Raw genomic sequence first — 24526 nt, forward strand, 5'->3', positions numbered from 1 at the left:
TTCGGCCAAGGGCGACGCTTCGGCCAAGTCTCACGCTTCCAAGGCGAAAGCTAAGGGCAGCCATAATGGTGAGCGCGAGCCCACCCCTAGCCCCTCCCGCTTGCGGGAGGGGGATGACGAATTGCCCGTTCGCAAGTGCATTCTTTCGGGCGAGCGCGACGTCAGGCCGCACCTCGTGCGACTCGCGCTGTCGCCCGATGGCCAGATCCTTCCCGACGTGCGCGCCAAGGCTCCCGGCCGCGGCGCGTGGATCGGGGTGACTCGGGTCGAGCTCGAAGCTGCGATCAAGAAGGGCAAGCTCAAGGGCGCTCTTTCCCGCGCGTTCAAGACCGGCGAGTTCACCATCGATCCTGAGCTTCCCGCCAAGATCGAATCCGCACTGGAGCGTAACGCGCTCGACCGGCTCGGGCTCGAATCGCGCTCGGGCACGGTGCTGATCGGCTCCGACCGGATCGAGCAGAACGCGCGCCAGGGCAAGCTGAAGGCGCTGTATCACGCGTCCGACGCGGCCGAGGATGGCAATCGGAAACTCGATCAGGCGTGGCGCATCGGTAACGATGAAGAAGGCTCGGGTTTGCGGGGGTTGGCACTCCCGGTGTCGCGCACCATATTGGCGTTGGCGCTGGGACGGGAAAATGTGGTACACATTGGCCTGACCGACCGCGCTGCAGCAAAGCGGGTGAGCGAAGCGCTCGACCGTTGGCTGCATTTTATCGGCCCCGAACCTTCTTCCGTGTCTTGCGAAACGGCCTCGCAGGGCGCATCGGCGTCACCACAAAATGGGGCGCCACCGATACAACAGGCGTCCGGATCGACCGGAACACGCCCGGCCGTGGACATGACTGAGGAATTTGAGTGAGCGACACGGACAACGAGAAGCCGAAACTTGGCATGCGCGCACCTTTGGGTGTGAAGCGCACGGTCGAGACCGGCCAGGTGAAGCAGAGCTTCAGCCACGGCCGATCGAATACGGTGATCGTGGAAACCAAGCGCGCGCGCGTCCTGCGCCGTCCGGGCGAGCCCGACGTGCAGGTCGCGGATGCCGCACCGGTTGCCGCGCCCGCCCCGGCGGCTGCCCCCGCAGCCCCGGCACCGCAGGCGCGCGCACCGCAGCCTGCGCCCGCCCCTGTGCGTCAGCAGCAGAGCAATCTGTCGCCGCAGGAGCGCCAGGCCAAGCTGCTCCGCGAGGCTGAAGAGCAGCGCATGAATACGCTGGAAGAAGGGCGTCGTCGTCAGGAGGCCGAGCGGGCCAAGGCGATCGAAGACGAGCGTAACCGCGTCGCCGATCGTGCGCGGGCCGAGGCTGAAGCCAAGGCGCCGAAGCCGGTCGAGGCCCCTGCGCCCGCACCGGCCCCTGTGGTCGAAGCGGCTCCCGCTCCGGTCGCGGCTCCGACGCCAGCGCCTGCACCGGCGCCGGTCGAAGCTCCCGTTGCTACGGCTCCTGCCCCGACTCCGGTTGCCGCCGCACCTGCGCCTGCACCGAAGCCCGCTCCGGTAGCGGCTGCTCTTGCGCCGGCCCCCAAGCCTGCGCCGGCTCCTGTTGCTCCGCCAGCACCGCCGCCCGTCATCGAACTGACCCGCGATCCGGCGTTCCCGGCACCGCGCCGGTTCTCGCCGGTGGCGCGTCCCGAGCGTCCTCCGCCGCCGCCAAAGCCTGTCGCAGCTCCCGCTGCCGCAGCGCCGACCACGGCTGCGAATGCTGGCACGACCGCGGCGCGCCCCGGCGCGACTGGCGTCAATGCTCCGGCCGGTGGCGTCCGTCGCGATGCAGTCCCAGCGCGTCCGCAGCAGCGTGACCGCAAGGGTGACGATCGTCGCACCTCGGGCAAGCTCACCGTCAACCGCGCGCTCGGCGATGGTGATGGTGCACGGGCTCGCTCGCTCGCCGCGCTGAAGCGTGCGCGCGAGAAGGAGCGTCGTGGCACCGGTGGTCCGCGCGAGGCGCAGGCCAAGCAGATCCGCGACGTCGTCGTTCCAGAGGCGATCACGGTGCAGGAACTCGCCAACCGCATGGCCGAGAAGGGCGCCGACCTCGTCAAGGCGCTGTTCAAGATGGGCATGCCCGTCACGATGACGCAGACGATCGATCAGGATACCGCCGAGTTGCTCGTCACCGAGTTCGGCCACAACCTGACGCGCGTCAGCGATGTCGACCAGGATCTGGCCAATGACACGATCGACGATGCCGAGGAGACGCTGAAGCCGCGTGCCCCCGTGGTCACGATCATGGGTCACGTCGATCACGGCAAGACGTCGCTGCTCGATGCCCTGCGCGGCACCGACGTGGTGCGCGGCGAAGCGGGTGGCATCACCCAGCATATCGGCGCCTACCAGGTCACGCTGAAGGACAAGTCGAAGATCACCTTCCTCGACACCCCGGGCCACGAGGCGTTCACGCAGATGCGTGCGCGTGGTGCGGACGTCACCGACATCGTCATCCTGGTGGTGGCGGCGGACGACGGCCTGATGCCGCAGACGGTGGAGGCGATCGCCCACACCAAGGCGGCGGGCGTGCCGATGATCGTCGCGATCAACAAGATCGACAAGGAAGGCGCCAATGCCCAGAAGGTGCGCGAGCGCCTGCTGAGCGAGGAGATCGTGGTCGAGGACATGGGCGGCGACGTCCAGGACGTCGAAGTCTCCGCGACCAAGAAGATCGGTCTCGATGCGTTGATCGAGAAGATTCAGCTCCAGGCCGAACTGCTCGAACTGCGCGCCAATCCGGATCGCGCCGCCGAGGGTACGGTGATCGAGGCCAAGCTCGACAAGGGCCGCGGTCCGGTCGCGACGATCCTCGTCAACCGCGGTACGCTGCGGGTCGGCGACATCTTCGTGGTCGGCGGCGAGAGCGGCAAGGTCCGTGCGCTGGTCGACGACAAGGGCAAGCAGATCAAGGAAGCGGGTCCGGCGATGCCGGTCGAGGTCCTCGGTCTGTCGGGTGTTCCGCAGGCGGGTGATCCGTTCCAGGTGGTCGAGAACGAGGCACGGGCCCGCGAAGTCGCGGAATATCGTCGCAGCGTGAAGACCGACAAGCGGACCGCATCGGTTCCTGCCAGCCTTGAGAGCATGTTCTCGGCGCTGAAGGAAAAGCAGGCGATCGAATATCCGCTGGTCGTGAAGGCGGATACGCAAGGCACGGTCGAGGCGATCGTCGGGGCGATCAACAAGATCTCCACCGATCTGATCAAGGCACGCGTGCTGAGCTCGGGCGTCGGCGGCATCACCGAGTCGGACGTCACCTTGGCGGCGGCTTCGGGTGCTCCGATCATCGGCTTCAACGTCCGCCCGAACGCCAAGGCACGCGAGATCGCCGAGCGCCAGAAGGTCGCGTTCAAGTATTACGACGTGATCTACGACCTGATTGACGAGATCCGGGCGGGGATGGCAGGCGAGCTTGGGCCGGAAGCGTTCGAGACGGTCGTCGGTCGTGCCGATATCCGCGAGGTCTTCTCGGCGGGCAAGCACGGCAAGGCGGCGGGTCTGCTCGTCACCGAGGGCAACATCCGCAAGGCGCTCAAGGCGCGTATCACGCGCAACGACGTCATCATCTACCAGGGCGAAATCGCATCGCTGCGTCGCTTCAAGGATGATGTCGCCGAGGTCCGTGCGGGGCTGGAGTGCGGCGTGACGTTCACGTCGAACTTCGTCGACATCAAGGCCGGCGACGTCCTCGAGACGTTCGAAGTCGAGATGCGCGAACGTACGCTTTGATGAACTGAAGTCCTCTCCCCTGCGGGGAGAGGGTTGGGTGAGGGGCAGTACCGCGCGACAGCGTTCGTGGCAGCCCCTCACCCCCACCCTCTCCCCGGAGGGGAGAGGGAGTTAGAAGAATGAAGACCGATACCCCAGAAGCAAAAGCCGTCCGATCGCTACGAGTCGGCGAGCAAGCGCGTCACGCGCTGTCCGACATCCTCGCGCGCGGCGACGTCCACGATCCGGTGCTCGAAAAGCACCTCGTGACGATCACCGAAGTCCGCATGTCCCCCGACCTCCGCCACGCCACCGTCTTCGTGAAGCCGTTGCTCGGCAAGGACGAGGAAAAGGTACTGAAGGCGCTGCGGACCAACACCGCCTACCTCCAGCGCGAAGTCGCGAATCGGGTGCAGATGCGGTATGCAGCCAAGCTCAAGTTCCTGGCGGACGAGAGCTTCGACGAGGGTACGCATATCGACCAGTTGTTGCGTGATCCCCATGTTGCGCGGGATTTGAGCGAAGATTGACGGTAAGCCGGGTAAGGCGCAAGCGTGAGCCATGGGTAACGAAGTCACCATTTCATCGAAGGGTCAGGTCGTCATTCCCAAGGACGTGCGGGATGCGTTGAACCTGAAGGCTGGTACAAAGCTGATGCTGCGCCAAGTCGGACATCACATCGTCCTCGAAGTACCCGAGCCGCCACGCAAAACGATCAGCTACGAGGAATTCCGACGGCGCGTTCCTCGTTATGACGGTCCAACGATCGCCATCGAGGACATGACAATGGACATCGGCACGCTGTTTCGCGATTGGAAAGTCTGAGCGACGTGATTGCCGTCGACACGAATATCGTCGTCCGCCTGATCGTGGCGGACGATGATGCACAAGTTGCGCTCGCCCTGGACCTGGCAAGTCGCGAGCTCCTCTACGTAGGGATGACGGTTTTGCTCGAGACCGAATGGGTCCTGCGCTCTAAATATCATTTCGATCGTACCAGCCTTTGCTCAGCGCTGCTCGACTTTGGCGATTTGCCGTTCGTCCAGTTCGAAGCCGACCAGGATATCCGCTGGGCTCTGGCCCGCTATGCGGAGGCGGGCGAACTGGCCGACTACATCCATATCGCAGCGGCGCGGGAGGTCGGACGGTTTGCCACGTTCGAACGCCGCCTGGACCGCCGAGCCGGTGACGCCCCGCCTGCCCGCATCGAGACGCTGATCTGATGGCCAAGCTGTATTTCTACTACGCTTCGATGAACGCGGGGAAGTCGACGAACCTGTTGCAGGCGGACTTCAATTACCGTGAGCGGGGGATGCGGACGATGTTGTTCACGGCGGCGATCGACGATCGGTTCGCGGCGGGGACGATCACATCGCGGATCGGGCTGGAGGCGCCGGCGATCGCGTTCGATGCGGGGACGGATATCGGGGCGTGCGTGGTTCGGCAGCACGGTGAGGATGCGATTTCGTGCGTACTGGTGGACGAGGCGCAGTTTTTGACGTCTGCGCAGGTCGACCAACTCGCGCATATCTGTGACGTGGTTGGGATACCGGTGCTGGCATACGGGTTGCGGACCGATTTCCAGGGGGCGCTGTTTCCGGGGTCGGCGCGGTTGCTGGCGCTGGCGGACTCGTTGGTGGAGATCAAGTCGGTTTGCGGGTGTGGGCGCAAGGCTACGATGAACCTGCGGGTCGATGGGAACGGGCGGGCGATTGCCGAGGGGCAGCAGACCGAGATCGGCGGGAACGACCGGTATGTCGCGCTGTGTCGGCGGCATTTTTGCGAGGCTTTGGGGTAGGCTTCACCCCTCCGTCATCCTGACGAAAGTCAGGACCCAGGGTACCGAACACCGTCGCTTGTGGCTCTGGGTCCTGACTTTCGTCAGGATGACGGAGGGGATGGGGCTCGCTTCCGCCTCAATTAGAAACAATGGAACTCTCGCATGCATGGATGGATCATTCTCGACAAGCCGCTGGGACTTGGCTCGACGCAGGGGGTGTCGGCGGTGAAGCGTGCCTTGCGCAGCGGCGGGTATGGGAAGTTCAAGGTGGGGCATGGGGGGACGCTCGATCCGCTGGCCACCGGGGTTCTGCCGATTGCGGTTGGCGAGGCGACGAAGCTGGCTGGGCGGATGCTCGATAGCGACAAGATCTATGATTTTACGGTGATGTTCGGGGTTCAGACGGATACGCTCGATGCTGAAGGCGTGAGTATCGCGACGTCCGATGTGCGGCCGACTTTGGCGGCGGTCGAGGCGGTTCTCGCGCAGTTCACCGGGCCGATTTCTCAGGTCCCGCCCGCCTATTCAGCGCTGAAGGTGGATGGGGAGCGGGCTTATGATCTGGCGCGGGCTGGGCACGAGGTGGTGCTCGCGAGCCGGGATGTGACGATTTATTCGCTATCCTCCCCGGTACGGGGAGGGGGACCAGCGCAGCTGGTGGAGGGGGGCTTCCGCGAGCGGGACGGTCTTGGTGAGCCCCCCTCCACCACCGTCCAAGTGGACGGCGGTCCCCCTCCCCGTGCCGGGGAGGAATTGCAGGATGCGCCCCTACCCCACACTCCCCTTGAGGAGGTCACGCTTACCGCGCATGTGTCGAAGGGCACCTACATCCGCTCGCTCGCGCGCGACATCGCGATCGCCCTCGGCACCGTCGGCCACGTCACCATGCTGCGCCGGACCAAGGCCGGTCCGTTCGACCTCACCGCCGCGATATCGCTGGACAAACTGGACGAACTCGCTAAGGCCTCCGCGCTTGAAGATGTACTTCTGCCCTTGAGGGTGGCGCTGGACGACATCCCGGCTCTCTCCCTCACCCCCGACCAGGCAGGGGCGCTCCGACAGGGGCGTATCTTGGCCGGGATCGCCGCAGACGATGGCCAATACTTCGCCGAACTGGACGCTGTCCCGGTCGCGCTGGTCGAGGTCGAGGACGGAGACGTCCGGGTCGTTCGCGGTTTCAATCTGTGATGTCGAGGACATGAATTCATGACGATTACCGCTGAACGCAAGACCGAGCTCGTCAAGGAGCATTCGCGCGCCGAGGGTGACACCGGTTCGCCGGAAGTCCAGGTTGCGATCCTGACCGAGCGCATCAAGAACCTGACCGAGCATTTCAAGGGCCATAAGAAGGACAACCACTCGCGTCGTGGTCTTCTCATGATGGTCAACAAGCGCCGGACGCTGCTGGATTATCTCCGTCACAAGGACGGCCAGCGCTATCTGGATCTGATCGCGAAGCTCGGTCTCCGCAAGTAACTTAGACGGCTCCCCTCGGGGGGCCGTTTTCGTATATAGGGTTGTTCTCCCGCGAAGGCGGGAGTCCAGACTGGGCCCCCGCCTTCGCGGGGGAACAAGGAACTGGAGCGGCGGCAATTCGGCCACCCCTCCTGGGATGACAATTCATCCCACACCGCCGCGGGCCGGCTAAGCCCGCACATAGGCCCCAAACGCATCTGGCGTTTGGAGTGAAGGAAAAAGAATGTTCGATACCAAGACCGTAAGCGCCCAGTGGGGCGGCAAGACGCTGACGCTCGAGACCGGCCGCGTTGCGCGCCAGGCTAACGGCGCAGTCCTCGCCACCCTCGGCGAGACCGTCGTTCTGTGCGCCGTGACGGCTGCACGGACCGTCAAGGAAGGGCAGGATTTCTTCCCGCTCACCGTCCATTACCAGGAGAAGTTCTCCGCGAGCGGCCGCATCCCCGGCGGCTTCTTCAAGCGTGAGCGCGGCGCGACCGAAAAGGAGACGCTGACCAGCCGTCTCATCGATCGCCCGATCCGTCCCCTCTTCCCCGAGGGTTTCTACAACGAGATCAACGTGATCTGCCAGGTTCTGTCGTATGACGGCGAGAACGAGCCGGACGTCCTCGCGATGGTCGCGGCCTCCGCAGCCCTGACGATCTCGGGCGTACCGTTCATGGGCCCGATCGGCGCGGCACGCGTCGGCTATGTCGATGGCGCGTACATCCTCAACCCGACGCTCGAGGAAGCCAAGGCTGGCGATCTCGACCTCGTCGTCGCCGCCACCGGCCAGGCCGTGATGATGGTCGAATCGGAAGCCAAGGAGCTCTCGGAAGAGATCATGCTCGGCGCCGTGCAGTTCGCCCACAAGGCCTGCCGCGAAGCCGCGAACCTGATCATCGATCTGGCCGAGATGGCTGCCAAGGATCCTTGGGAAATGGCCGAGCAGGCCGACCTCTCGACCGCCAAGGACAAGCTGAAGAAGCTGATCGGCAAGGACATCGCGGCCGCCTACAAGGTGACCGACAAGTCCAAGCGTTCGGACCTGCTGAACGCCGCTCGTGCGAAGGGCAAGACGGCATTCGCCGATGCCTCGCCGCAGGACCAGATGGCAGCCGGCAAGCTGATGAAGAAGCTGGAGGCGGAGATCGTCCGCGGCGCCATCCTCAAGGACGGCACCCGCATCGACGGCCGCACCACCACGCAGATCCGTCCGATCGAGGCGATGGTCCACTTCCTGCCGCGGACGCATGGCTCGGCGCTGTTCACGCGCGGCGAGACGCAGTCGATCTGCACCACCACGCTCGGTACGCGTGACGCGGAGCAGATGATCGACGGCCTCAATGGCCTGTCGTACGAAAACTTCATGCTGCACTACAACTTCCCACCCTATTCGGTTGGTGAAGTCGGTCGCTTCGGTGCGCCGGGTCGTCGCGAAGTCGGTCACGGCAAGCTCGCATGGCGCGCGCTGCACCCGGTGCTGCCGACCAAGGAAGAGTTCCCGTACACGATCCGCGTCCTGTCGGACATCACCGAGAGCAACGGTTCGTCGTCGATGGCGACGGTCTGCGGTGGTTCGCTGAGCATGATGGATGCGGGCGTTCCGTTGAAGCGTCCGGTGTCGGGCATCGCGATGGGCCTGATCCTCGAGGGGAAGAACTTCGCGGTTCTCAGCGACATCCTCGGCGACGAGGATCATCTCGGCGACATGGACTTCAAGGTCGCGGGCACGTCCGAGGGCATCACCACGATGCAGATGGACATCAAGATCGCCGGCATCACCGAAGAGATCATGGGCAAGGCGCTGGCGCAGGCCAAGGAAGGCCGCGCGCACATCCTGGGCGAGATGGCCAAGGCGCTCGACCACACCCGTGAGGAACTGTCGGCCCATGCACCGCGCATCGAGAGCTTCCAGATCGACAAGTCGAAGATCCGTGAAGTCATCGGCACCGGCGGCAAGGTGATCCGCGAGATCGTCGCGCAGACCGGCGCCAAGGTCGACATCGACGACGAGGGCGTGATCAAGGTGTCGTCGTCCGACCCCGCGCAGATCGAAGCCGCGATCAAGTGGATCAAGGGCCTCGTCGAGGAAGCCGAAGTCGGCAAGGTCTATGACGGCAAGGTCGTCAACCTGGTCGATTTCGGGGCGTTCGTGAACTTCATGGGCGGCAAGGACGGTCTCGTCCACGTGTCCGAAATCAAGAATGAGCGCGTCGAGAAGGTGTCTGACGCTCTTACCGAAGGCCAGGAGGTCAAGGTCAAGGTTCTCGAGATCGACCCGCGCGGTAAGGTTCGCCTGTCGATGCGCGTCGTCGACCAGACGACCGGCGAAGAGCTGGAGGACACGCGTCCTGCACGTGAGCCCCGCGAGGGTGGTGACCGTGGTCCGCGCGGTCCGCGTCGTGACGGCGATGGTGGCCGTGACGCTGGCGGCAACGGCGGCGGTCGTGATGGTGGTGGTCGTGGTCCACGCGGCGAAGGCGGCGGCGGTGACCGTGGGTCGCGTGGCCCACGTCGCGACGGCGATGGCGGCCGCGACGCAGGCGGCAACGGCGGTGGCCGTGGTCCGCGTCGCGATGGCGGCGGTGGCGGCGCCCAGACTGAAGGCCGCGCTCCCCGCGCCGAGCGTACCGAGGGCGACAAGGCTCCCGAGTTCGCACCGGCATTCCTGACGGGCGATCGCGACTAAAGCATTGCCGCACTGTGGTAATGTTGAAGGGGCTCGGGAAACCGGGCCCCTTTTTGTATGCGACGAGCGGTCCGTCGCATTGTTTCACAAAGAAGTCGGCCAAGCTCGGAACGGAGCGATCGGCCAGCGGTTCGAACCGATATGAAGAGTATGTCGAAGTCCGTGGTCCTCGTTGTCGATGATGATCCGCTTGTGCGCGTTCACTCCAACCTTGCGCTGGAGGATGCCGGGTTCGAGGTGGTCGAGGCTTGCAACGCCAGCGACGCCTTGGCGCGTCTGGAGGAACGGCCCGACATCGGCGCCTTGTTCACCGATATAAAGATGCCGGGCCAGCTCGATGGCGTCGGCTTGGCCAATGCCGTCTATGATCGTCGTCCGGACATCGCCATCCTCGTCACGTCGGGCGCCGGCGAGATCTGCGAGACCATGTTGCCGGGCGACGCTCGTTTCATTCCCAAACCCTATACCGGCGCACAGTTGAGCCGACTGTTGCACCAGCAACTCGATTGACCATGCCCGCGCCGATCGCTGCGGATTAACGTTTGGCTTACACCGTCCGGCTATGTCGTCTGGCTAGGGCAATTAGGTGAGGCGCAGTGGCGCGAGGCGACGACGATATTCCTGCGGCTCGGCTTCACAGCGATAGCCGCCGTTACACTCGACCGGCTTCGCGGTGGGCCGAGCTGGGCAAGCTGAGCGTCGCCGCATCGGTCTTTGCGGTCGTATTCGGCGGCGGCGTGCTCGTAATGCAATCGCGCGCGGCGATGCGTGCGGCATCCGCCACGCTTCCCGGCGGCGGTCCGGCGAGCGGATGCGCGCTGTGGTTCATCGGCAGTTCGACGATCCACAAATGGAGCACGCTGGCGACCGACATGGCACCGTTGGACGCACGCAACCGCGGCGTCGACGGCGCGACGATGCCCGAATTGCTGCAGATGATCCGCAACGAGCCGCGCGGCACGCCGCCGCGCGCGATCGTCTTCTACGCAGGCGAGAACGATATCGCCAAAGGGGCTAGCGCCGCCGACGATATCGCCAACCTGCGGACGTTCCTGAAGCTGAAGTCAGCTAGATGGGGCAATCTTCCGGTCGTGATCGTGTCGCTGAAGCCGACGCCGACGCGGTGGGGCAACCTTCCCGAACAGACCGCCTTCAACACCGCAGCGCGCGCGATCGCGCTACGCACACCGGGTGCGACGTTCGTCAACATCGTCCCGCTGTTCCTGGTGAACCACCGTCCCGGCGCGTTTTATGTCGATGACGGCATCCATCTCAATGCTGCCGGCTATGGCAGGCTGACCTCTGCGATCCAGCCGACCCTGAAAACCATCATACGGCATGCGCCCGCCCGGGCATGTCCCCAGCCGTCAGAAGCGCAATCTTGACCGGTCGGGCGATCGTCGGGCGATGAGCATCGGCGCGCCCGGCACCAGGATCGAAGGCCTGTCGATGTGGCGGGCGATCCTGATGCTTGGCGGCGTCATATTGCACGGCGCGATCGGCCTCGAGCATATCCCCGTATTTGCCGCGATCCCGCTGATATCGCACGCCTTCCGGATGGGCAGCTTCATGCTGATCTCCGGCCTGTTGTGCGGTTACACCATGGCGCGACGCCGGTCGCCGCTGGCGTGGCTGGGTCGGCGCAGTATCCAGATCGGCGTGCCGCTGCTGGTCGGGCTGCTCGTGATCTGTCCACTGATCGGCTGGATGCTCGACGACCTCCCCGATCGCACGCGCTGGCCCTTCGTGTTGGCGCACGACTGGTATCACCTCTGGTTTCTCGTCGCGCTGCTCGCCTATGCGCCGCTCAGCTACGCGTTTCACCAATGGGATCGTCGCTATGGCGTGATCGTCCGGATCGAGCAGGCGCTCGCCGACCGTTCGATTGGCTCGGGCCGATCGGCACAGACCGTCGTCCTGCTCGCCACCGCACTCGCATGCTGCGCGCTGATGATGCTCACCCGTCAGATCCTGGCGGGCCATATTCCGCCGGGTTATGCCGCGCCCTTGTCGCATATCCAGCTGATGCTCGGCTATGCGCCCTTCTATCTGCTTGGTTTCCTGCTCGCACGGTCGCCGATGCTGTTCCGCGCGGCGACGCACTCGATCCGCATGCCGGTCATCATCCTGGTCTGCGTCGGTATCGTCTATGCAGGCTGGTTCGGCGGCGTGAGACTGGCGCTCGATCCGCTCCGTCGGGCGATCGTCGGCGACCTCGTCGAGCTGATCGGGATGGCGATATGCCCCCCCGCCGCATCGGTCCTGATCCTGCGATCGGCGATCACGATACGGACCATCCCGACGATCGTCCGGCGGTTCGCGGATGCATCGTTCACGATCTACATCCTGCATTTTCCGGTCATCATCGCAGCAAAGCTCGTGCTCATGCACATAGCGTGGAACCCCTATGTCGAATTCTCGATCACGATCGTGGCAGCATCGGCGATCACCTATGCCGCACATTTCCTGGCCGTCGAAAGATTTCCCCTGATGTCGTTCCTGCTCAATGGCCGCTATCCCGACTCTACAAAGCAGACCGAAGCAGTCCTTGTCTGAATCCCCAGGACTTGATCTATCGCAAGAGGCCGCCACCATCCTGTAAACTTGCTTGCCGGATCATCCGATTGCGATCATCGTCTGGTATCTGGATCCGGTATCTGGGCATCGACTCGCGGGGGCGACAGGATGGCAACGGCGATTAGGACAGGGGCGCCACAGCGCGGCGTCCTCGCGAGCGAACGGCGGTTTTTCCTGCTCATGGCACTTGCGATCGCCGCCACGGTTGTCATCGGCTTCACCATGAACGCAGCGCGGATGCACTGGAGTTTTCTGGCGCTGCCGCCGCAGGTGCATCTGCACGCGGCCGCGTTTTCGGCGTGGATCCTGCTGTACGTCGTGCAGAACTGGCTGATCGTACGCGGTTCCCTCAAATGGCATCGTCAGTTGGGCGCACTCGGTGCGGGTATCGCGGTCGTGATGGTCGTGCTGGGCATCGTCACCACCGTCATGGCGATCGAGCAGCACCGCGTGCCGCCGTTCTTTCCGCCCGGCATCTTCCTCGTCCTCGATGTGCTGGGTGTGATCGGCTTCGGTATTCTGACCGCCTGGGCGATCGTGCTGCGCAGGCAGGCGGCGTGGCACAAGAGGCTGATGCTGTGCGGGACGATCCTCGTCATGTCGCCAGCGATCGGGCGCATCCTGCCGATGCCGTTGCTCGGCAAGTTCGCAGGGCTCGCGGTGTTTGCGGTCATGGCGCTTTATGTGATCGCAGGCATGGTGTTCGACGTGCGATCGCGCGGCCGCGTCCATTCCGCCTATTGGTGGGGCGGTGGCGTGCTGGTCGTGACGCAAGTGCTGATCGGGCTGCTTGGAATGAGTCCGCCGGTGCTCCACCTAGTGGAGCGTCTCGCCGCGTGATGTGGGAATAGTGGGGAGCTTCTGTTGCTCGGTGCCCCCCGTACCGCCGGTGTCCACTTCTGTTGCCCGGTGTGGCCCGAACCGCGCTTTCGTCCGTATAACCTAGGTCGTTAGACCGTCAGTTATGCGGCAATTGCGAGTGCTTCGTTATCGTTGGCACTTGTGTATGGGCCGTTGCGGTGGTCCCATTCCGAGCGAAACATAGCGTCGTTGAACACACGTCGATCCTAGTTCGACCCCGTCATCGTCCCCCTCTTGCGAAGAGGGCGGTGGTGGAGTCGCCGGGTACTGCCCCCGGGTCCGCTGTGTCTATGACACGCCACGGTTTATCGCCATAGCCGCCAAGAGAAGATTCCCTCGACGGCATGCCCGATATAGGCGCGCCGCAACGCGATGAAAAGCCCGGTCCGGACTGCTTTTTTATCGAGAAACGCCAATGTCCTAGCACGCGGCGTGCCAAACCGCCTTCCGCTCGCCACAAAGCGCGTGCATAGCAACCTGCATTATGTTGACGCAGCGCTCCCGCTACGCGCTCCGCGCGATGATCTTCCTTGGCGGTGCTCCCGCCGGTGGCCCTCCCATCCCGATGACGCGGATCGCCGCCGAGGCGAACGTGCCGCGGAAATTCCTCGAACTGATCCTCGCCGATCTGCGCGAATCCGGGCTGTTGATCAGCCATCGCGGCAAGATGGGGGGATATTGCCTGTCGCGGCCGAGCCATCTGATTTCGCTCGGCGAGATCATCCGGATCATCGAGGGGCCGCTCGCGCTGGTGCCGTGCGTGAGCCGGACCGCGTACCGGCCGTGCCTCGACTGCAAGAGCGAGGCGGATTGCGCGATCCGCTATGCGATGATGCGCGTTCGGGACGAGACCGCGCGGATCCTCGATGGGACGAGCCTGGCTGACGCCAACGCCGAGGATCTAGTCGCGGCGTAATTCTACCCTTCTCCCCTGCGGGGAGAAGGTGGCGCGGTAGCGTCGGATGAGGGGCGTTGGGATCCCGACCTGAGCCTCAAGCCCCTCACCCTTCCGTCGCCTGACGGCTCCTCCCTCCCTCCCCCCGCGGGGGAGAGGGACAAGCAGGTCACCCCCTAGCCTTCAACTCGTCGCGGATCTCACGCAGCAACGCGATCTCGACCGGCTCGGGCGCAGGCGCAACCGGCGTGGCCTCTTCCTCGCGCTTCAACCGCGCCGTCTCGCGCTCGATCAGCGCCGCGGTCCGGTTCACCACGCGCAGGATCATGAAGATGATACCCGCGACGATCACGAAATTGACCAGCTGCGTCGCGAACGCGCCATAGCCGAGCAGCGGCACGCCGGCCTTCTTCAACGCCGCGTAATCGCTGAGCGAGCCCGCATAGTTTGCCGGCACCGGCCCCATCCGCCAGAAATAGCTCGAGAAATCGAGCCCGCCGAAGATCTTGCCAATCACCGGCATCAGCACGTCGTCGGTCAGCGATGTGACGATCTTCCCGAACGCCGCGCCGATGATCACGGCAATGGCGAGGTCGAGCACGTTGCCGCGCATAATGAACGCCTTGAATTCCTTGAGCAATGCCGCCCCCTTCTGTTGCCGGCCCAAGGCTAACCGCCGATTTCGGTTTCGCCAACCCTGCGGACTGTCCTATGAGGGTGACACAGGTATTCAGGAGAGCCCCGATGTCACGTGCCCCAATCGCCCGCGGTACCGCCGCAATCCTCCTCGCATCGGCCCTCGCCGGGTGCGGGATCAACAGCGTGCCGACCGCCGAGGAAACCGCGAAGGCACGCTGGGCGGACGTCCAGAACAACTATCAGCGTCGCGCCGACCTGATCCCCAATCTCGTCGCGACCGTGAAGGCGGCCGGCGCGCAGGAGAAGGATATCCTGGTCCAGGTGACGCAGGCGCGCTCCGCCGCGAACTCGGTCCAGGTTTCGGCCGCTGATCTGTCCGACCCCGCGAAGATGGAGCAGTATCAGCGCGTCCAGGGTGCAGTCGGCGTATCGCTTCAGCGTTTGCAGGAGGCGTATCCCGAGCTGAAGAGCCAGGCCAATTACACCACGCTGATGAGCCAGCTCGAAGGCACCGAGAACCGCATCACGATCGCGCGGCGCGACTATAACGGCGCAGTGCAGGCGTATAACACCAAGATCCGTACCTTCCCCGACGCGGTCGGCGCGAAGATCTTCTACGGTGCCAAGCCGATGGTGCCGTTCGCAGCGACCACGCCGGGCGCCGAAACCGCGCCGACGGTGAACTTCGGCAACGCGAGCTGATCGGGGCCCGATGCTCCGCCATCTCCTGATGCTGGCGTTCGCGGTGCTGCTGGGAAGCAGCGCCGCGACCGCGCAGACCTTGCCCAAGTTCACCGGCTTCGTCGTCGATGCGGCGAACGTGATCCCGCCCGACCAGGAAGCGGCGCTGACCAAGCGGCTCGACGACCTGCAAAAGTCGACCGGCAACCAGCTGGTCGTCGCGACCGTGCCCGACCTCGAAGGCTATCCGATCGAGGATTACGGCAATGCGCTGATCCGGAGCTGGGGCGTCGGGCTGAAGGATGCGAATAACGGCGCGATCCTGCTGGTCGCGCCGAACGACCGGAAGGTGCGGATCGAGGTCGGCTATGGCCTCGAGCCGGTGCTAACCGATGCGTTCTCCAGCGTCGTGATCAACCAGCAGATCCTGCCGCGCTTCAAGGCGGGCGACATTCCCGGCGGCATCGTCGCGGGGACGAACGCGGTGGCGGACCAGCTTGCGCTCCCCGATGCGGAGGCGCGCGCGAAGGTGACGGCGGCGGCGGCGGAGTATGACAAAACGCATCGCCGGTCGAATTCAGGCGGCGGCGGCGTGCCGATCGGGCTGATCTTCTTTGGGATCGTGCTCGCGGCGATCGTCATTCCGATGATCTCGCGGCGTGCAGGCGGCAAGCATTACGTCGATGGCGGCAGCCGCGGCGGTGGCAGCGGCGCCTTGCCGATCGTGCTGTGGAGCATCGCCGATGCGATGACCCGTGGCGGCGGCGGTGGTGGTGGTGGCTTCGGTGGCGGCGGCGGCGATAGCGGCGGCGGCTGGGGCGGCGGTGGTTTCGGCGGCGGCGGCGGTGGATCCGGCGGCGGCGGCGGCGCTTCGGGGAGTTGGTGAGATGCGGTTGAGCGACACCGATCACGACCGCGTCACTGCGGCGGTAACCGAGGCGGAGACCGCGACGACCGGCGAGATCGTCACGATCGTCGCGCGGCAGTCCGATGCATATCACGACGTATCGATGCACTGGGCGGTGCTGGCGATGCTACTGACGCTGGCGCTGCTAGCGTACCATCCGGTCGCGGCGGATCATATCTATGCGCTGGTCGATCCCTGGCAGGCGGCACCGCAGGGTGCGCTGTACGTGGTGGCGCTGGTGTTGGTGACCTTGGTATTTCTAGCAGTGCGGCTGGTGCTGGCGTGGACGCCGGCGCGGCTCGCGCTGACGCCGGGCGCGACCAAGGCGCGGCGCGTGCGGCGGCGGGCCTTGCTCCTGTTCCGCGCGGGGGCCGAGAAGCGCACCAAGGGTTCGACCGGCGTGCTGTTGTACCTGTCACTGGCCGAGCACCGCGCGGAGATCATCGCCGACGACGCGATCCACTCGCGCGTGCCGAACGAGACTTGGGGCACAGCGATGGCGGCGGTGCTGGCCGGTGTGCGCGACGATCGTCCCGCCGACGGCATGGCAGATGCGGTCGCGCAGATCGGCGCAGTGCTCGCCGAGCATTTCCCGCGCACCGGTGCGCCGGTGAACGAGCTTCCAGATAGGCTGATCGAACTATGAGCAAGACCGTGTGGGCGGGCAAATTCCTGACCGTGCAGACCGAAGGCACGTGGGAATTCGCCGCGCGCCAGGGCGAGATCGCAGCGGCGGTAATCGTCGCGATCGACGACGGCGACGTAATCCTGGTGGAGCAGTTCCGCGTGCCGCTAGGGCGGGCATGCCTGGAGCTACCGGCAGGCTTGGTCGGTGACGAAACCGCGGGCGAGAGCGTCGCAGTCGCGGCCGGCCGCGAGCTGGAGGAAGAGACCGGCTACCGCGCGGACGCGATCGAGAATTTAGGGGTATTCTATTCATCACCAGGAATGACGTCGGAATGCTTCACGCTGGTCCGCGCGTCCGGGCTGACGAAGGTGAGCGACGGCGGCGGCGATGGCGACGAGAACATCACCGTGCACCGGGTTCCGCTGGCGGACGTGCCGGCATTCGTGGCCGAGAAGCGGGCTGCTGGCGTGGCGATCGATACCAAGATGCTGCTGATCCTGGCTGGGTCGATACTTTAGCGGCGACCGACGCGTTCGCTAAACGGAGCACGATTTGTTTCCCCGCGAAGGCGGGGACCCAGACTGGGCTCCCGCCTTCGCGGGAGAACAAGTTAGTGGACGCCCGCGGGCTTACTTGAAATTGTCGGCGTAGCTCTGCAGCTTCAGCGTCTTCTGCGGCGCCGGAACTACCGTGTAACCAAAGCCTTCCCGCTCGCAGTGCGCGATCGCCGCTTCCGCGGTCGGGAACAGCAGCCGCAGCTGGTCGCGGGTGTCGCCGCTGCCGGCCCAGCCGGTGAGCGGGTCGGGGCGCTTGGGCTCCGACGGTTCGAATTCGAGCTGCCAGGCGTCGGTCCGGTGCTTGCCGGACTGCATGGCGTTCTTGGGGCGCTGGAAGATACGGGCGGTTGGCATGAGCCTCCCTTATCGCGAACCGGCGGCCCTTGCATCCGCCTTTTTCGTGCGCAGCGTGGCGGACGCCGCGGCGGGGTCGTCGGGCCACGGATGCTTGGGGTAGCGCCCGCGCATTTCCTTCGCCACCGCGGTCCAGCTGCCGGCCCAGAAACCGGGCAGGTCGCGCGTTGTCTGGATCGGCCGGCCGGCGGGGGACGTGAGGCTCAGCACCAGCGGTACGCGCGCCTCGCCAATCGTCGGATGCACCGCGAGGCCGAACAGGGCTTGCACGCGGAGTTCCACGCGAGGGCCGCCTTCCGCGGCGTAGTCGATCGCATGGGTGCTGCCGGCGGGGCTCGTGAAGTCGGGTGGCGCGAAGCGGTTGATCGTCTGCACCCCGTCCCAGCCGAGGAGGTTGCGCAGCGCTTCGGCAAGCGCGCCGGGGGCGATCGCGTCGAGTCGGCGCTTGCCGGTCAGGAGCGGGGCGAGCCATTCGTCAACGCGGTCAAGCAGGGTCGCTTCGTCGAGCGGCACGCCCGCATAGGCGGCACGGTCGCGCAGGGCTCGGGCGCTATCGCTCCACGGTAGCAGCGCGAGGCCGTGCCCGCGGACGCCGTCGATGAGCGCGGCTAGGATCGCGTCGGGGTCGGCGCCGCTGTCGGGGCCGCTCGACAGGCGGATCGCGCCGAGGCGGCGTTCGCGGAGGGCCTGGATGCCGCCGGTTGCTGCGTCGAACGTGACGGTGCGGCGGGATTCGATGCGGTCGGTGAAGAGGGTTTCGATGGCGGCCTGCTCGATCGCCACCGCGGAGAGAATGCGCGCGCCGGCGGCCGAGCCTTGCGTGTCGGCGACGGCGAGCCATTCGGAGCGGGCGAGTGGCGAGGTCGGGTCGAGCTTGAACCCGCGGCCGCCGACCGAGGCCCAGGTTTCGCCGGACGCATCGCGGCGGCGTGCCACGCGATCGGGAAAGCCGAGCGCAACGCAAACTTCTGCCCCCCCTCCCGCAAGCGGGAGGGGGTTGGGGGGTGGGCGCCCGGCCTCGAAGTCGCGCGACGCGGATGGCGCGAGCCCACCCCCCAGCCCCCTCCCGCTTGCGGGAGGGGGGGCAAGCTTCGCCCAGCGATCGGCCATCGCTCTTGCCGCCTGCGCCTTCGTACCACGTTCGGTTTTCCAGCGGCGGAGGCGGGTTTCAAGATCGACATCCTGTCCGCCGATGCCGCGTTCGCCTAGCAGCACCGCGATTTGCGCCGCTACATTTGCCAACCCCCGCTCCCCCGTTCGAAGGAGCATGTGCGCTAGTCTCGGCGGCACCGGCAGCTTCGCGATCGCTCGGCCATGCAAGGTCGGGCGGCCGTCTTCGATCGCCTCCAGCGTCGTCAGTCGCGCCACCGCCTCGTCGATAGCCGCGGCGGGGGGCGGGTCGATCCATCTGAGGTCTCGCGGATCGCCGACACCCCATAATGCGCACGCCAGCACCAGCGCGGACAGGTCCGCCTCCAGAATTTCTGGCGGGTCGTAGCGCGGAAGGCCGGCGGTGGCCGCTTCCTCCCACAAGCGATACGCTATCCCCGGCCCGAGGCGAGCGGCGCGGCCGGCGCGTTGCGTGACCGCCGCCTGGCTCGCGCGCTCGGTGACCAAGCGCGTCATGCCGGCGGCGCGGTCGTAGCGGGGGCGTCTCGCGAGGCCGGAGTCGACGACGATGCGGATGCCGTCGAGAGTCAGGCTGGTCTCGGCGATGCTGGTGGCGAGCACGACTTTGCGCCGACCATCCGGCTCGGGGAGGATCGCGGCGCGCTGGGCTGCGGGATCGAGGCTGCCGTGGAGTTCGTGCAGGACGATGTCGTCGGGCAAATTGGCAAGGCGGTCGGCGGTCCGTTCGATCTCCGCGACGCCGGGGAGGAAGGCGAGCACGCCGCCCTCCGCTTCGCCGAGCGCGCGGCGGATCGCGGACGCGACCGAGTCCTCGATGCGCAACTCTGCCTGGCGACCGATGTGGCGGAGGGTCAGGGGATAGCTTCGGCCTTCGCTCTCGATCACGGGCGCGTCGTCCATCAAGGCCGCGAACCGTGCGCCGTCGAGCGTTGCGGACATCGCGACGATGCGGAGGTCGGGGCGGAAGCCGGCCTGGACGTCGAGCGCCAGTGCCAGGCCGAAATCACCATCGAGGCTGCGTTCGTGGACTTCGTCGAACAGGACGGCGGACACGCCGGCGAGTTCGGGATCGGCCTGGATCCGCGCGACGAAGATGCCTTCCGTGATCACCGTGACGCGGGTGGCGGCGGAGCGCTTGCTGTCCATGCGGGTGGCGTAGCCGAAGGTCTGGCCCACGGGCTCGCCGGCGGTCGACGCCATGCGTTCGGCGGCGGCGCGGGCGGCTAGGCGACGGGGGGAGAGGAGGAGGATCTCGCCAGTGCACCAGGGTTCGGTAAGGAGCGCGGGGGCGACGGCGGTGGTCTTGCCGGCGCCTGGGGGGGCGACGAGCACCGCGGAGGTTCGGTCGCGTAGGGTGGCGAGGAGGTCGGGGAGTACGGCTAGGATAGGGAGCGGCGGCGGGGTCATGCACAGCCTGCTGCCACAGTGACGGGGTTGGCGACAGGTTTTGTCGATGCGCGGGCATGTCGTTCGGGGGTGAGCGCCAGAACTTTGCGATCCTCCCCCGCCAGGGGAGGTGGCTGGCGCTTGCCAGACGGAGGGGGCGGTAAGCGACGACCTCGGCCCCCTGTCCTCCCCTCCGTCACCTTCGGTGCCACCTCCCCCTGGCGGGGGAGGATCGTTGCATCGGCGGCAGTCGACAGTTCCCCAGTCATCAACCTATTCCAAAGCTGCACCACCTCGCCAAAATCACCGCCCCGGCGAAGGCCGGGGTCCAATTGGGAGACGGCGGTGACGACTGCTGCGCTCCATTACGACCACCTTTCCAATTGGGCCCCGGCCTTCGCCGGGGTGGTGCCCATAGGCGGACGGACGCGTTGCGAAGGCGGGCGCCCGCCCCTTATCGCACCGAAGGCTGGCAAGCGCGCGCTAACCTGCTAGACGCTCCGCCAGTAATCATGGCGTCCGATCCCTCCCCCACCTTGACGACGGCGACAGGCCGCACCTCCGACCGGCTGCGTGGTCGGGTCTCGCGCGCGTGGGCGAGTCGGTTGACAAAGGCCGCACTGGTGCTGGTCGTGCTGGGTCTCGTCGCGATCTTCGCGTTCTGGTTTGCGGTCATGCGCGACCTGCCGTCGGTCGATACGCTGCGCACCTACGAGCCGCCGCTACCTACCAATGTCCGCGGGATCGATGGCGCGCCGATCCATTCCTACGCTCGCGAACGCCGCGTCGAGCTCAGCTACGCCGAATATCCGCCGCTGCTGGTCAAGGCGTTCCTCGCCGCCGAGGACAAGTCGTTCTTCGAGCATCACGGCGTCGATTACCCCGGCCTCGCCGGCGCGGTGTACGACTATGCGACCAAGCTCGGCACCGGCAAGCGCGCCAAGGGCGGCTCGACGATCACGCAGCAGGTCGCGAAGAACCTTTTGATCGGCAACGCCTATTCGCCGTCGCGCAAATTGCGCGAGGCGGTGCTGGCGTACAAGATCGAGGATACGCTGACCAAGGAGCAGATCCTCGAGCTGTACCTCAACCAGATCGCGCTCGGGCGTAACGCGTTCGGGGTCGAGGCGGCGAGCCATGCCTATTTCGACAAGGAGCTTGATCAGCTCGATCTCGCGCAGATGGCGTATCTCGCGATCCTGCCCAAGGGTCCGTCGAACTACGATCCGGTGCGCAACACCGAGAAGGCCATGACGCGGCGCAACTATGTGCTCAACCGGATGCTCGACAACGGCTTCATCACGCGCGCGCAGCATGACAAGGCGAATGCCGAGCCGCTCGGCGCGGTGATGCGCCGCACGCCGAAGTTCGAGAGCGTCGGCGGCTATTTCGTCGAGGAAGTCCGCCGCCAGCTGATGGCGAAGTTCGGCGAGAATGCGAAGGACGGCCCGTACAGCGTGTATTCGGGCGGGCTGTGGGTGCGGACGTCGTTCGATGCGAAGCTGCAGGATCTCGCGCAACAGGCGTTGCGCGACGGGCTGGTCCGGTTCGACAGCGGGCGCGGCTGGAACGGCCCCATTCGCCATGTCGAGATCGAGGACGACAACTGGCTCCAGCCGTTGCTCAACAGCAATATCGCGCTCGATTATCGGGACTGGGTCGCGGCGATCGTGACGGGCAAGGACGGCAATGCCTGGAGCCTGGGCTTCCGCACCGGCAAGACCGGCACGTTGCCGCGCTATGCGGCGCAGATGCCGGTGCGCGGCAAGGGCGGCAACGCGTTCGGTGCGATCGAGGTGGGCGACATTATCGCAGTGGCGCCGGACGGTGGCACGTTCTCGTTGCGGGCGATCCCCAAGGTCTCGGGCGCGTTCGTCGTCGAGGAGCCGGCTAGCGGCCGCGTGCTCGCCATGCAGGGCGGCTTCGACGACCGGTTGCAGGCGTTCAACCGCGCGACTCAGGCGATGCGCCAGCCCGGCTCAACCATCAAGCCGATCGTCTATTCCGCCGCGCTCGACAACGGCATGACGCCCGCGTCGATCATCGTCGACGGGCCGTTCTGCGTCTATCAGGGTGCACGGCTCGGGCAGAAATGCTTCCGCAACTTCGGCAATTCGCGCGGCGCCGGGCCGCATACGATGCGCTGGGGGATCGAGCAGTCGCGCAACCTGATGACCGTGCGGACCGCCGCGCAGACCGGGATGCCGAAGGTCGTCGCGACCATCAAGAAGATGGGCGTCGGCGATTACGCGCCCTATCTTTCCTACGCGCTTGGCGCCGGCGAGACGACCGTCGGACGGATGGTCAACGCGTATTCGATCCTTGCCAACAACGGCAAGGGCGGCCCGCCGTCGCTGATCGATTTCGTCCAGGATCGCCACGGCAAGGTGATCTGGCCCGAGAACTGGCGGCCGTGCGATCGCTGCAACGCGCCCGACTGGGACGGCAAGCCGATGCCGCGGCCGGTCACGCGTCAGCGCCAGGTGCTCGATGCGATGACCGCGTACCAGATGGTCCACATCACCGAAGGCGTCGTCCAGCGCGGTACCGCGGTCACGTTGCGCGATCTCGACCGGCCGATGTTCGGCAAGACCGGCACGAACAATGGCCCGACCGACGTGTGGTTTGTCGGGGGCACGCCGCAGTTCGTCGGCGGACTGTATATCGGATTCGACACGCCACGGAATCTCGGTGGTGCGGCGCAGGGCGGCACGCTCGCCGCGCCGATCTTCAAGCAGTTTGCGGTCAAGGCGTATGAGGACCTGCCCAAGCTGCCGTTCCGCGCGCCTGCCGGGATCCGCATGGTCCGGATCGATCGCGCGAGCGGCCGGCCGGTCTACGGCGCATGGCCCGACACCAACGATCCGAAGCCCGCGGTGATCTGGGAAGCGTTCAAGCCCGAGAGCGAACCGCGGCGTGCGGCGCGACGCTCGGATGTCGCCCCCAGTGCTGCTACGACGACGACCGCGGTGAAGAAGGCCGAAGCGCCGCGCGACAGCGATTTCTTGCAAAGACAAGGCGGAATCTACTAGCGCGCTTATATAGACGTCATCGCACATCAATCCGTCATCCCAGCGAAAGCTGGGATCTCGTGGTAAGGGAGGACACTCCTCGCCGCAGGAGATGCCAGCTTTCGCTGGCATGACGAAGACCGGAGAATACCCATGCGCGCCGAAGCGCAGGCTCACGTAGACACCATCAACGACGCGCTGGCGCTGCTGCGCCGCTTCCTCGACTGGGACCGCGCGCTGCGTCGTCTCGACGAGCTGAACGCGCGCGTCGAGGATCAGGCGCTCTGGTCCGATCCCAAGGCTGCGCAGGAGGTGATGCGCGAGCGTCGTCGTCTCGACGAGGCGATCAGCGCGACGCGCGCGATCCAGAGTGAACTGTCGGACACCGCCGAACTGATCGAGATGGCCGAGGCCGAGGGCGATACCGAGATGGAGGCGGACGGCGTTGCGTCGCTTGCCGAACTCGCCGCGCGTGCCGACAAGGACAAGATCAAGGCGCTGCTGGCCGGCGAGGCCGACGCCAACGACACCTATATCGAGGTCAACGCGGGCGCCGGCGGGACCGAGAGCCAGGACTGGGCGGGCATGCTCAGCCGAATGTATTCGCGCTGGGGCGAGCGCCACGGCCTGAAGGTCGAACTGGTCGACCAGCATTCGGGCGAGCAGGCGGGGATCAAGTCCGCGACGCTGCTGCTGAAAGGCGAGAACGCGTACGGCTATGCCAAGACCGAGAGCGGTGTGCACCGCCTCGTGCGGATCAGCCCGTACGACTCGGCGGCGCGACGGCATACGTCGTTCGCCAGTGTCTGGGTGTATCCGGTCGTCGACGACAATATCGAGGTCGAGTATAACGAGAGCGATCTGCGCATCGACACGTACCGCGCGTCGGGCGCGGGTGGTCAGCACATCAACACGACCGATTCGGCGGTGCGTATCACGCACATTCCGACGGGGATCGTCGTGCAGTGCCAGAACCAGCGCTCGCAGCACAAGAACAAGGCCGAGGCGTATAACCAGCTCCGCGCGCGTCTGTACGAGCGTGAACTGGCGATCCGCGAGACTGCGGCGAACGCCGAGAACGCCGGCAAGACCGACATCGGCTGGGGCCACCAGATCCGTTCGTACGTGCTCCAGCCATACCAGATGGTGAAGGACCTGCGCACCGGCGTCGTCTCGACCAGTCCGTCGGACGTGCTCGACGGCGACCTCGAAATGTTCATGGCGGCGGCGCTGTCGCAGCGCGTGACCGGCGAGGCCGTCGAGGTGGAGGACGTCGATTGAA

23 protein-coding genes and 1 other RNA gene are annotated in these 24526 nt (G+C 65.8%); 20 read left to right on the forward strand and 4 right to left on the reverse strand.

The window, feature by feature from the left end; all coding sequences use genetic code 11:
- The first annotated feature begins 121 nt into the window (after window positions 1-121).
- From C8J46_RS05130 to C8J46_RS05190, 13 genes are all read left to right on the forward strand, one after another.
- On the forward strand, window positions 122-859 hold the full coding sequence (locus C8J46_RS05130) for a DUF448 domain-containing protein (protein WP_243643226.1): 738 nt from the start codon (window positions 122-124) through the stop codon (window positions 857-859).
- The gene (gene infB / locus C8J46_RS05135) at window positions 856-3711 is read left to right on the forward strand and encodes a translation initiation factor IF-2 (protein ID WP_132735844.1); all 2856 of its coding nucleotides are present in this window, start codon (window positions 856-858) and stop codon (window positions 3709-3711) included. Before C8J46_RS05130 ends, infB begins: the two co-directional genes overlap by 4 nt.
- A 119-nt stretch (window positions 3712-3830) precedes the next feature.
- Entirely contained in the window at window positions 3831-4220 is a 390-nt protein-coding gene (gene rbfA, locus C8J46_RS05140; RefSeq protein WP_132735847.1) for a 30S ribosome-binding factor RbfA, read from the forward strand.
- A gap of 31 nt (window positions 4221-4251) precedes the next feature.
- Window positions 4252-4515 carry an AbrB/MazE/SpoVT family DNA-binding domain-containing protein gene (locus tag C8J46_RS05145; RefSeq protein WP_132735850.1) on the forward strand — a complete coding sequence of 88 codons (264 nt, stop codon included), beginning with the start codon at window positions 4252-4254 and terminating at the stop codon, window positions 4513-4515.
- 5 nt (window positions 4516-4520) lie between these two features.
- A complete protein-coding gene (locus C8J46_RS05150; protein ID WP_165886459.1) occupies window positions 4521-4913 on the forward strand; it encodes a type II toxin-antitoxin system VapC family toxin in 393 nt (130 codons plus the stop codon).
- Entirely contained in the window at window positions 4913-5488 is a 576-nt protein-coding gene (locus tag C8J46_RS05155) for a thymidine kinase (RefSeq protein WP_056065907.1), read from the forward strand. Before C8J46_RS05150 ends, C8J46_RS05155 begins: the two co-directional genes overlap by 1 nt.
- A gap of 144 nt (window positions 5489-5632) precedes the next feature.
- The gene (gene truB / locus C8J46_RS05160) at window positions 5633-6658 is read left to right on the forward strand and encodes a tRNA pseudouridine(55) synthase TruB (RefSeq protein ID WP_132735856.1); all 1026 of its coding nucleotides are present in this window, start codon (window positions 5633-5635) and stop codon (window positions 6656-6658) included.
- An 18-nt stretch (window positions 6659-6676) separates the two neighbouring features.
- Entirely contained in the window at window positions 6677-6946 is a 270-nt protein-coding gene (rpsO, locus tag C8J46_RS05165) for a 30S ribosomal protein S15 (RefSeq protein WP_055881152.1), read from the forward strand.
- Between the two features lie 223 nt (window positions 6947-7169).
- A complete protein-coding gene (gene pnp / locus C8J46_RS05170; RefSeq protein WP_132735859.1) occupies window positions 7170-9617 on the forward strand; it encodes a polyribonucleotide nucleotidyltransferase in 2448 nt (815 codons plus the stop codon).
- Window positions 9618-9758: 141 nt separating this feature from the next.
- A complete protein-coding gene (locus C8J46_RS05175; RefSeq protein WP_207894111.1) occupies window positions 9759-10127 on the forward strand; it encodes a response regulator in 369 nt (122 codons plus the stop codon).
- A gap of 86 nt (window positions 10128-10213) precedes the next feature.
- Window positions 10214-11002, forward strand: a complete 789-nt coding sequence (locus C8J46_RS05180; RefSeq protein ID WP_132735865.1) for a GDSL-type esterase/lipase family protein — start codon at window positions 10214-10216, stop codon at window positions 11000-11002.
- A gap of 22 nt (window positions 11003-11024) precedes the next feature.
- A complete protein-coding gene (locus C8J46_RS05185; RefSeq protein WP_165886460.1) occupies window positions 11025-12173 on the forward strand; it encodes an acyltransferase family protein in 1149 nt (382 codons plus the stop codon).
- 129 nt (window positions 12174-12302) lie between these two features.
- Window positions 12303-13034 carry a hypothetical protein gene (locus C8J46_RS05190; protein ID WP_132735871.1) on the forward strand — a complete coding sequence of 244 codons (732 nt, stop codon included), beginning with the start codon at window positions 12303-12305 and terminating at the stop codon, window positions 13032-13034.
- Window positions 13035-13082: 48 nt separating this feature from the next.
- Here C8J46_RS05190 and ssrA read toward each other — a convergent pair.
- Window positions 13083-13438: a transfer-messenger RNA gene (ssrA, locus tag C8J46_RS05195) on the reverse strand.
- 101 nt (window positions 13439-13539) lie between these two features.
- Here ssrA and C8J46_RS05200 point away from each other — a divergent pair.
- A complete protein-coding gene (locus C8J46_RS05200; RefSeq protein ID WP_132735874.1) occupies window positions 13540-13971 on the forward strand; it encodes an Rrf2 family transcriptional regulator in 432 nt (143 codons plus the stop codon).
- A 148-nt stretch (window positions 13972-14119) separates the two neighbouring features.
- On the opposite strand, the gene mscL is transcribed toward C8J46_RS05200, so the two are convergent.
- Window positions 14120-14590 carry a large conductance mechanosensitive channel protein MscL gene (mscL, locus tag C8J46_RS05205; RefSeq protein ID WP_056411685.1) on the reverse strand — a complete coding sequence of 157 codons (471 nt, stop codon included), beginning with the start codon at window positions 14588-14590 and terminating at the stop codon, window positions 14120-14122.
- Between the two features lie 104 nt (window positions 14591-14694).
- Between mscL and C8J46_RS05210 the strand changes: the two genes are divergently transcribed.
- From C8J46_RS05210 to C8J46_RS05225, 4 genes are read left to right on the forward strand one after another with little or no spacing between them, the layout of a single operon-like run.
- Window positions 14695-15291 carry a LemA family protein gene (locus C8J46_RS05210; protein WP_132735877.1) on the forward strand — a complete coding sequence of 199 codons (597 nt, stop codon included), beginning with the start codon at window positions 14695-14697 and terminating at the stop codon, window positions 15289-15291.
- Between the two features lie 10 nt (window positions 15292-15301).
- Complete coding sequence (locus C8J46_RS05215) at window positions 15302-16156, forward strand: TPM domain-containing protein (RefSeq protein WP_132735880.1); 855 nt, start codon at window positions 15302-15304, stop codon at window positions 16154-16156.
- A gap of 1 nt (window position 16157) precedes the next feature.
- On the forward strand, window positions 16158-16823 hold the full coding sequence (locus C8J46_RS05220) for a hypothetical protein (RefSeq protein WP_132735883.1): 666 nt from the start codon (window positions 16158-16160) through the stop codon (window positions 16821-16823).
- Window positions 16820-17323, forward strand: a complete 504-nt coding sequence (locus C8J46_RS05225) for an NUDIX hydrolase (RefSeq protein ID WP_132735886.1) — start codon at window positions 16820-16822, stop codon at window positions 17321-17323. The genes C8J46_RS05220 and C8J46_RS05225 overlap by 4 nt, the downstream gene beginning before the upstream one ends.
- 111 nt (window positions 17324-17434) lie before the next feature.
- Here C8J46_RS05225 and C8J46_RS05230 read toward each other — a convergent pair whose 3' ends face one another.
- Window positions 17435-17716 (reverse strand): ETC complex I subunit, encoded by a 282-nt coding sequence (locus C8J46_RS05230; protein WP_056051595.1) that lies wholly within the window; start codon window positions 17714-17716, stop codon window positions 17435-17437.
- 9 nt (window positions 17717-17725) lie between these two features.
- A complete protein-coding gene (gene hrpB / locus C8J46_RS05235; RefSeq protein ID WP_132735889.1) occupies window positions 17726-20254 on the reverse strand; it encodes an ATP-dependent helicase HrpB in 2529 nt (842 codons plus the stop codon).
- Window positions 20255-20883: 629 nt separating this feature from the next.
- Here hrpB and C8J46_RS05240 point away from each other — a divergent pair.
- Window positions 20884-23265 carry a transglycosylase domain-containing protein gene (locus C8J46_RS05240; protein WP_243643260.1) on the forward strand — a complete coding sequence of 794 codons (2382 nt, stop codon included), beginning with the start codon at window positions 20884-20886 and terminating at the stop codon, window positions 23263-23265.
- 132 nt (window positions 23266-23397) lie between these two features.
- Entirely contained in the window at window positions 23398-24525 is a 1128-nt protein-coding gene (gene prfB / locus C8J46_RS05245) for a peptide chain release factor 2 (protein WP_056051599.1), read from the forward strand.
- Window position 24526: the final 1 nt, after the last annotated feature.

Origin of the sequence: Sphingomonas sp. PP-F2F-A104-K0414 (assembly GCF_004340945.1) — a bacterium.
GTDB lineage: Bacteria > Pseudomonadota > Alphaproteobacteria > Sphingomonadales > Sphingomonadaceae > Sphingomonas.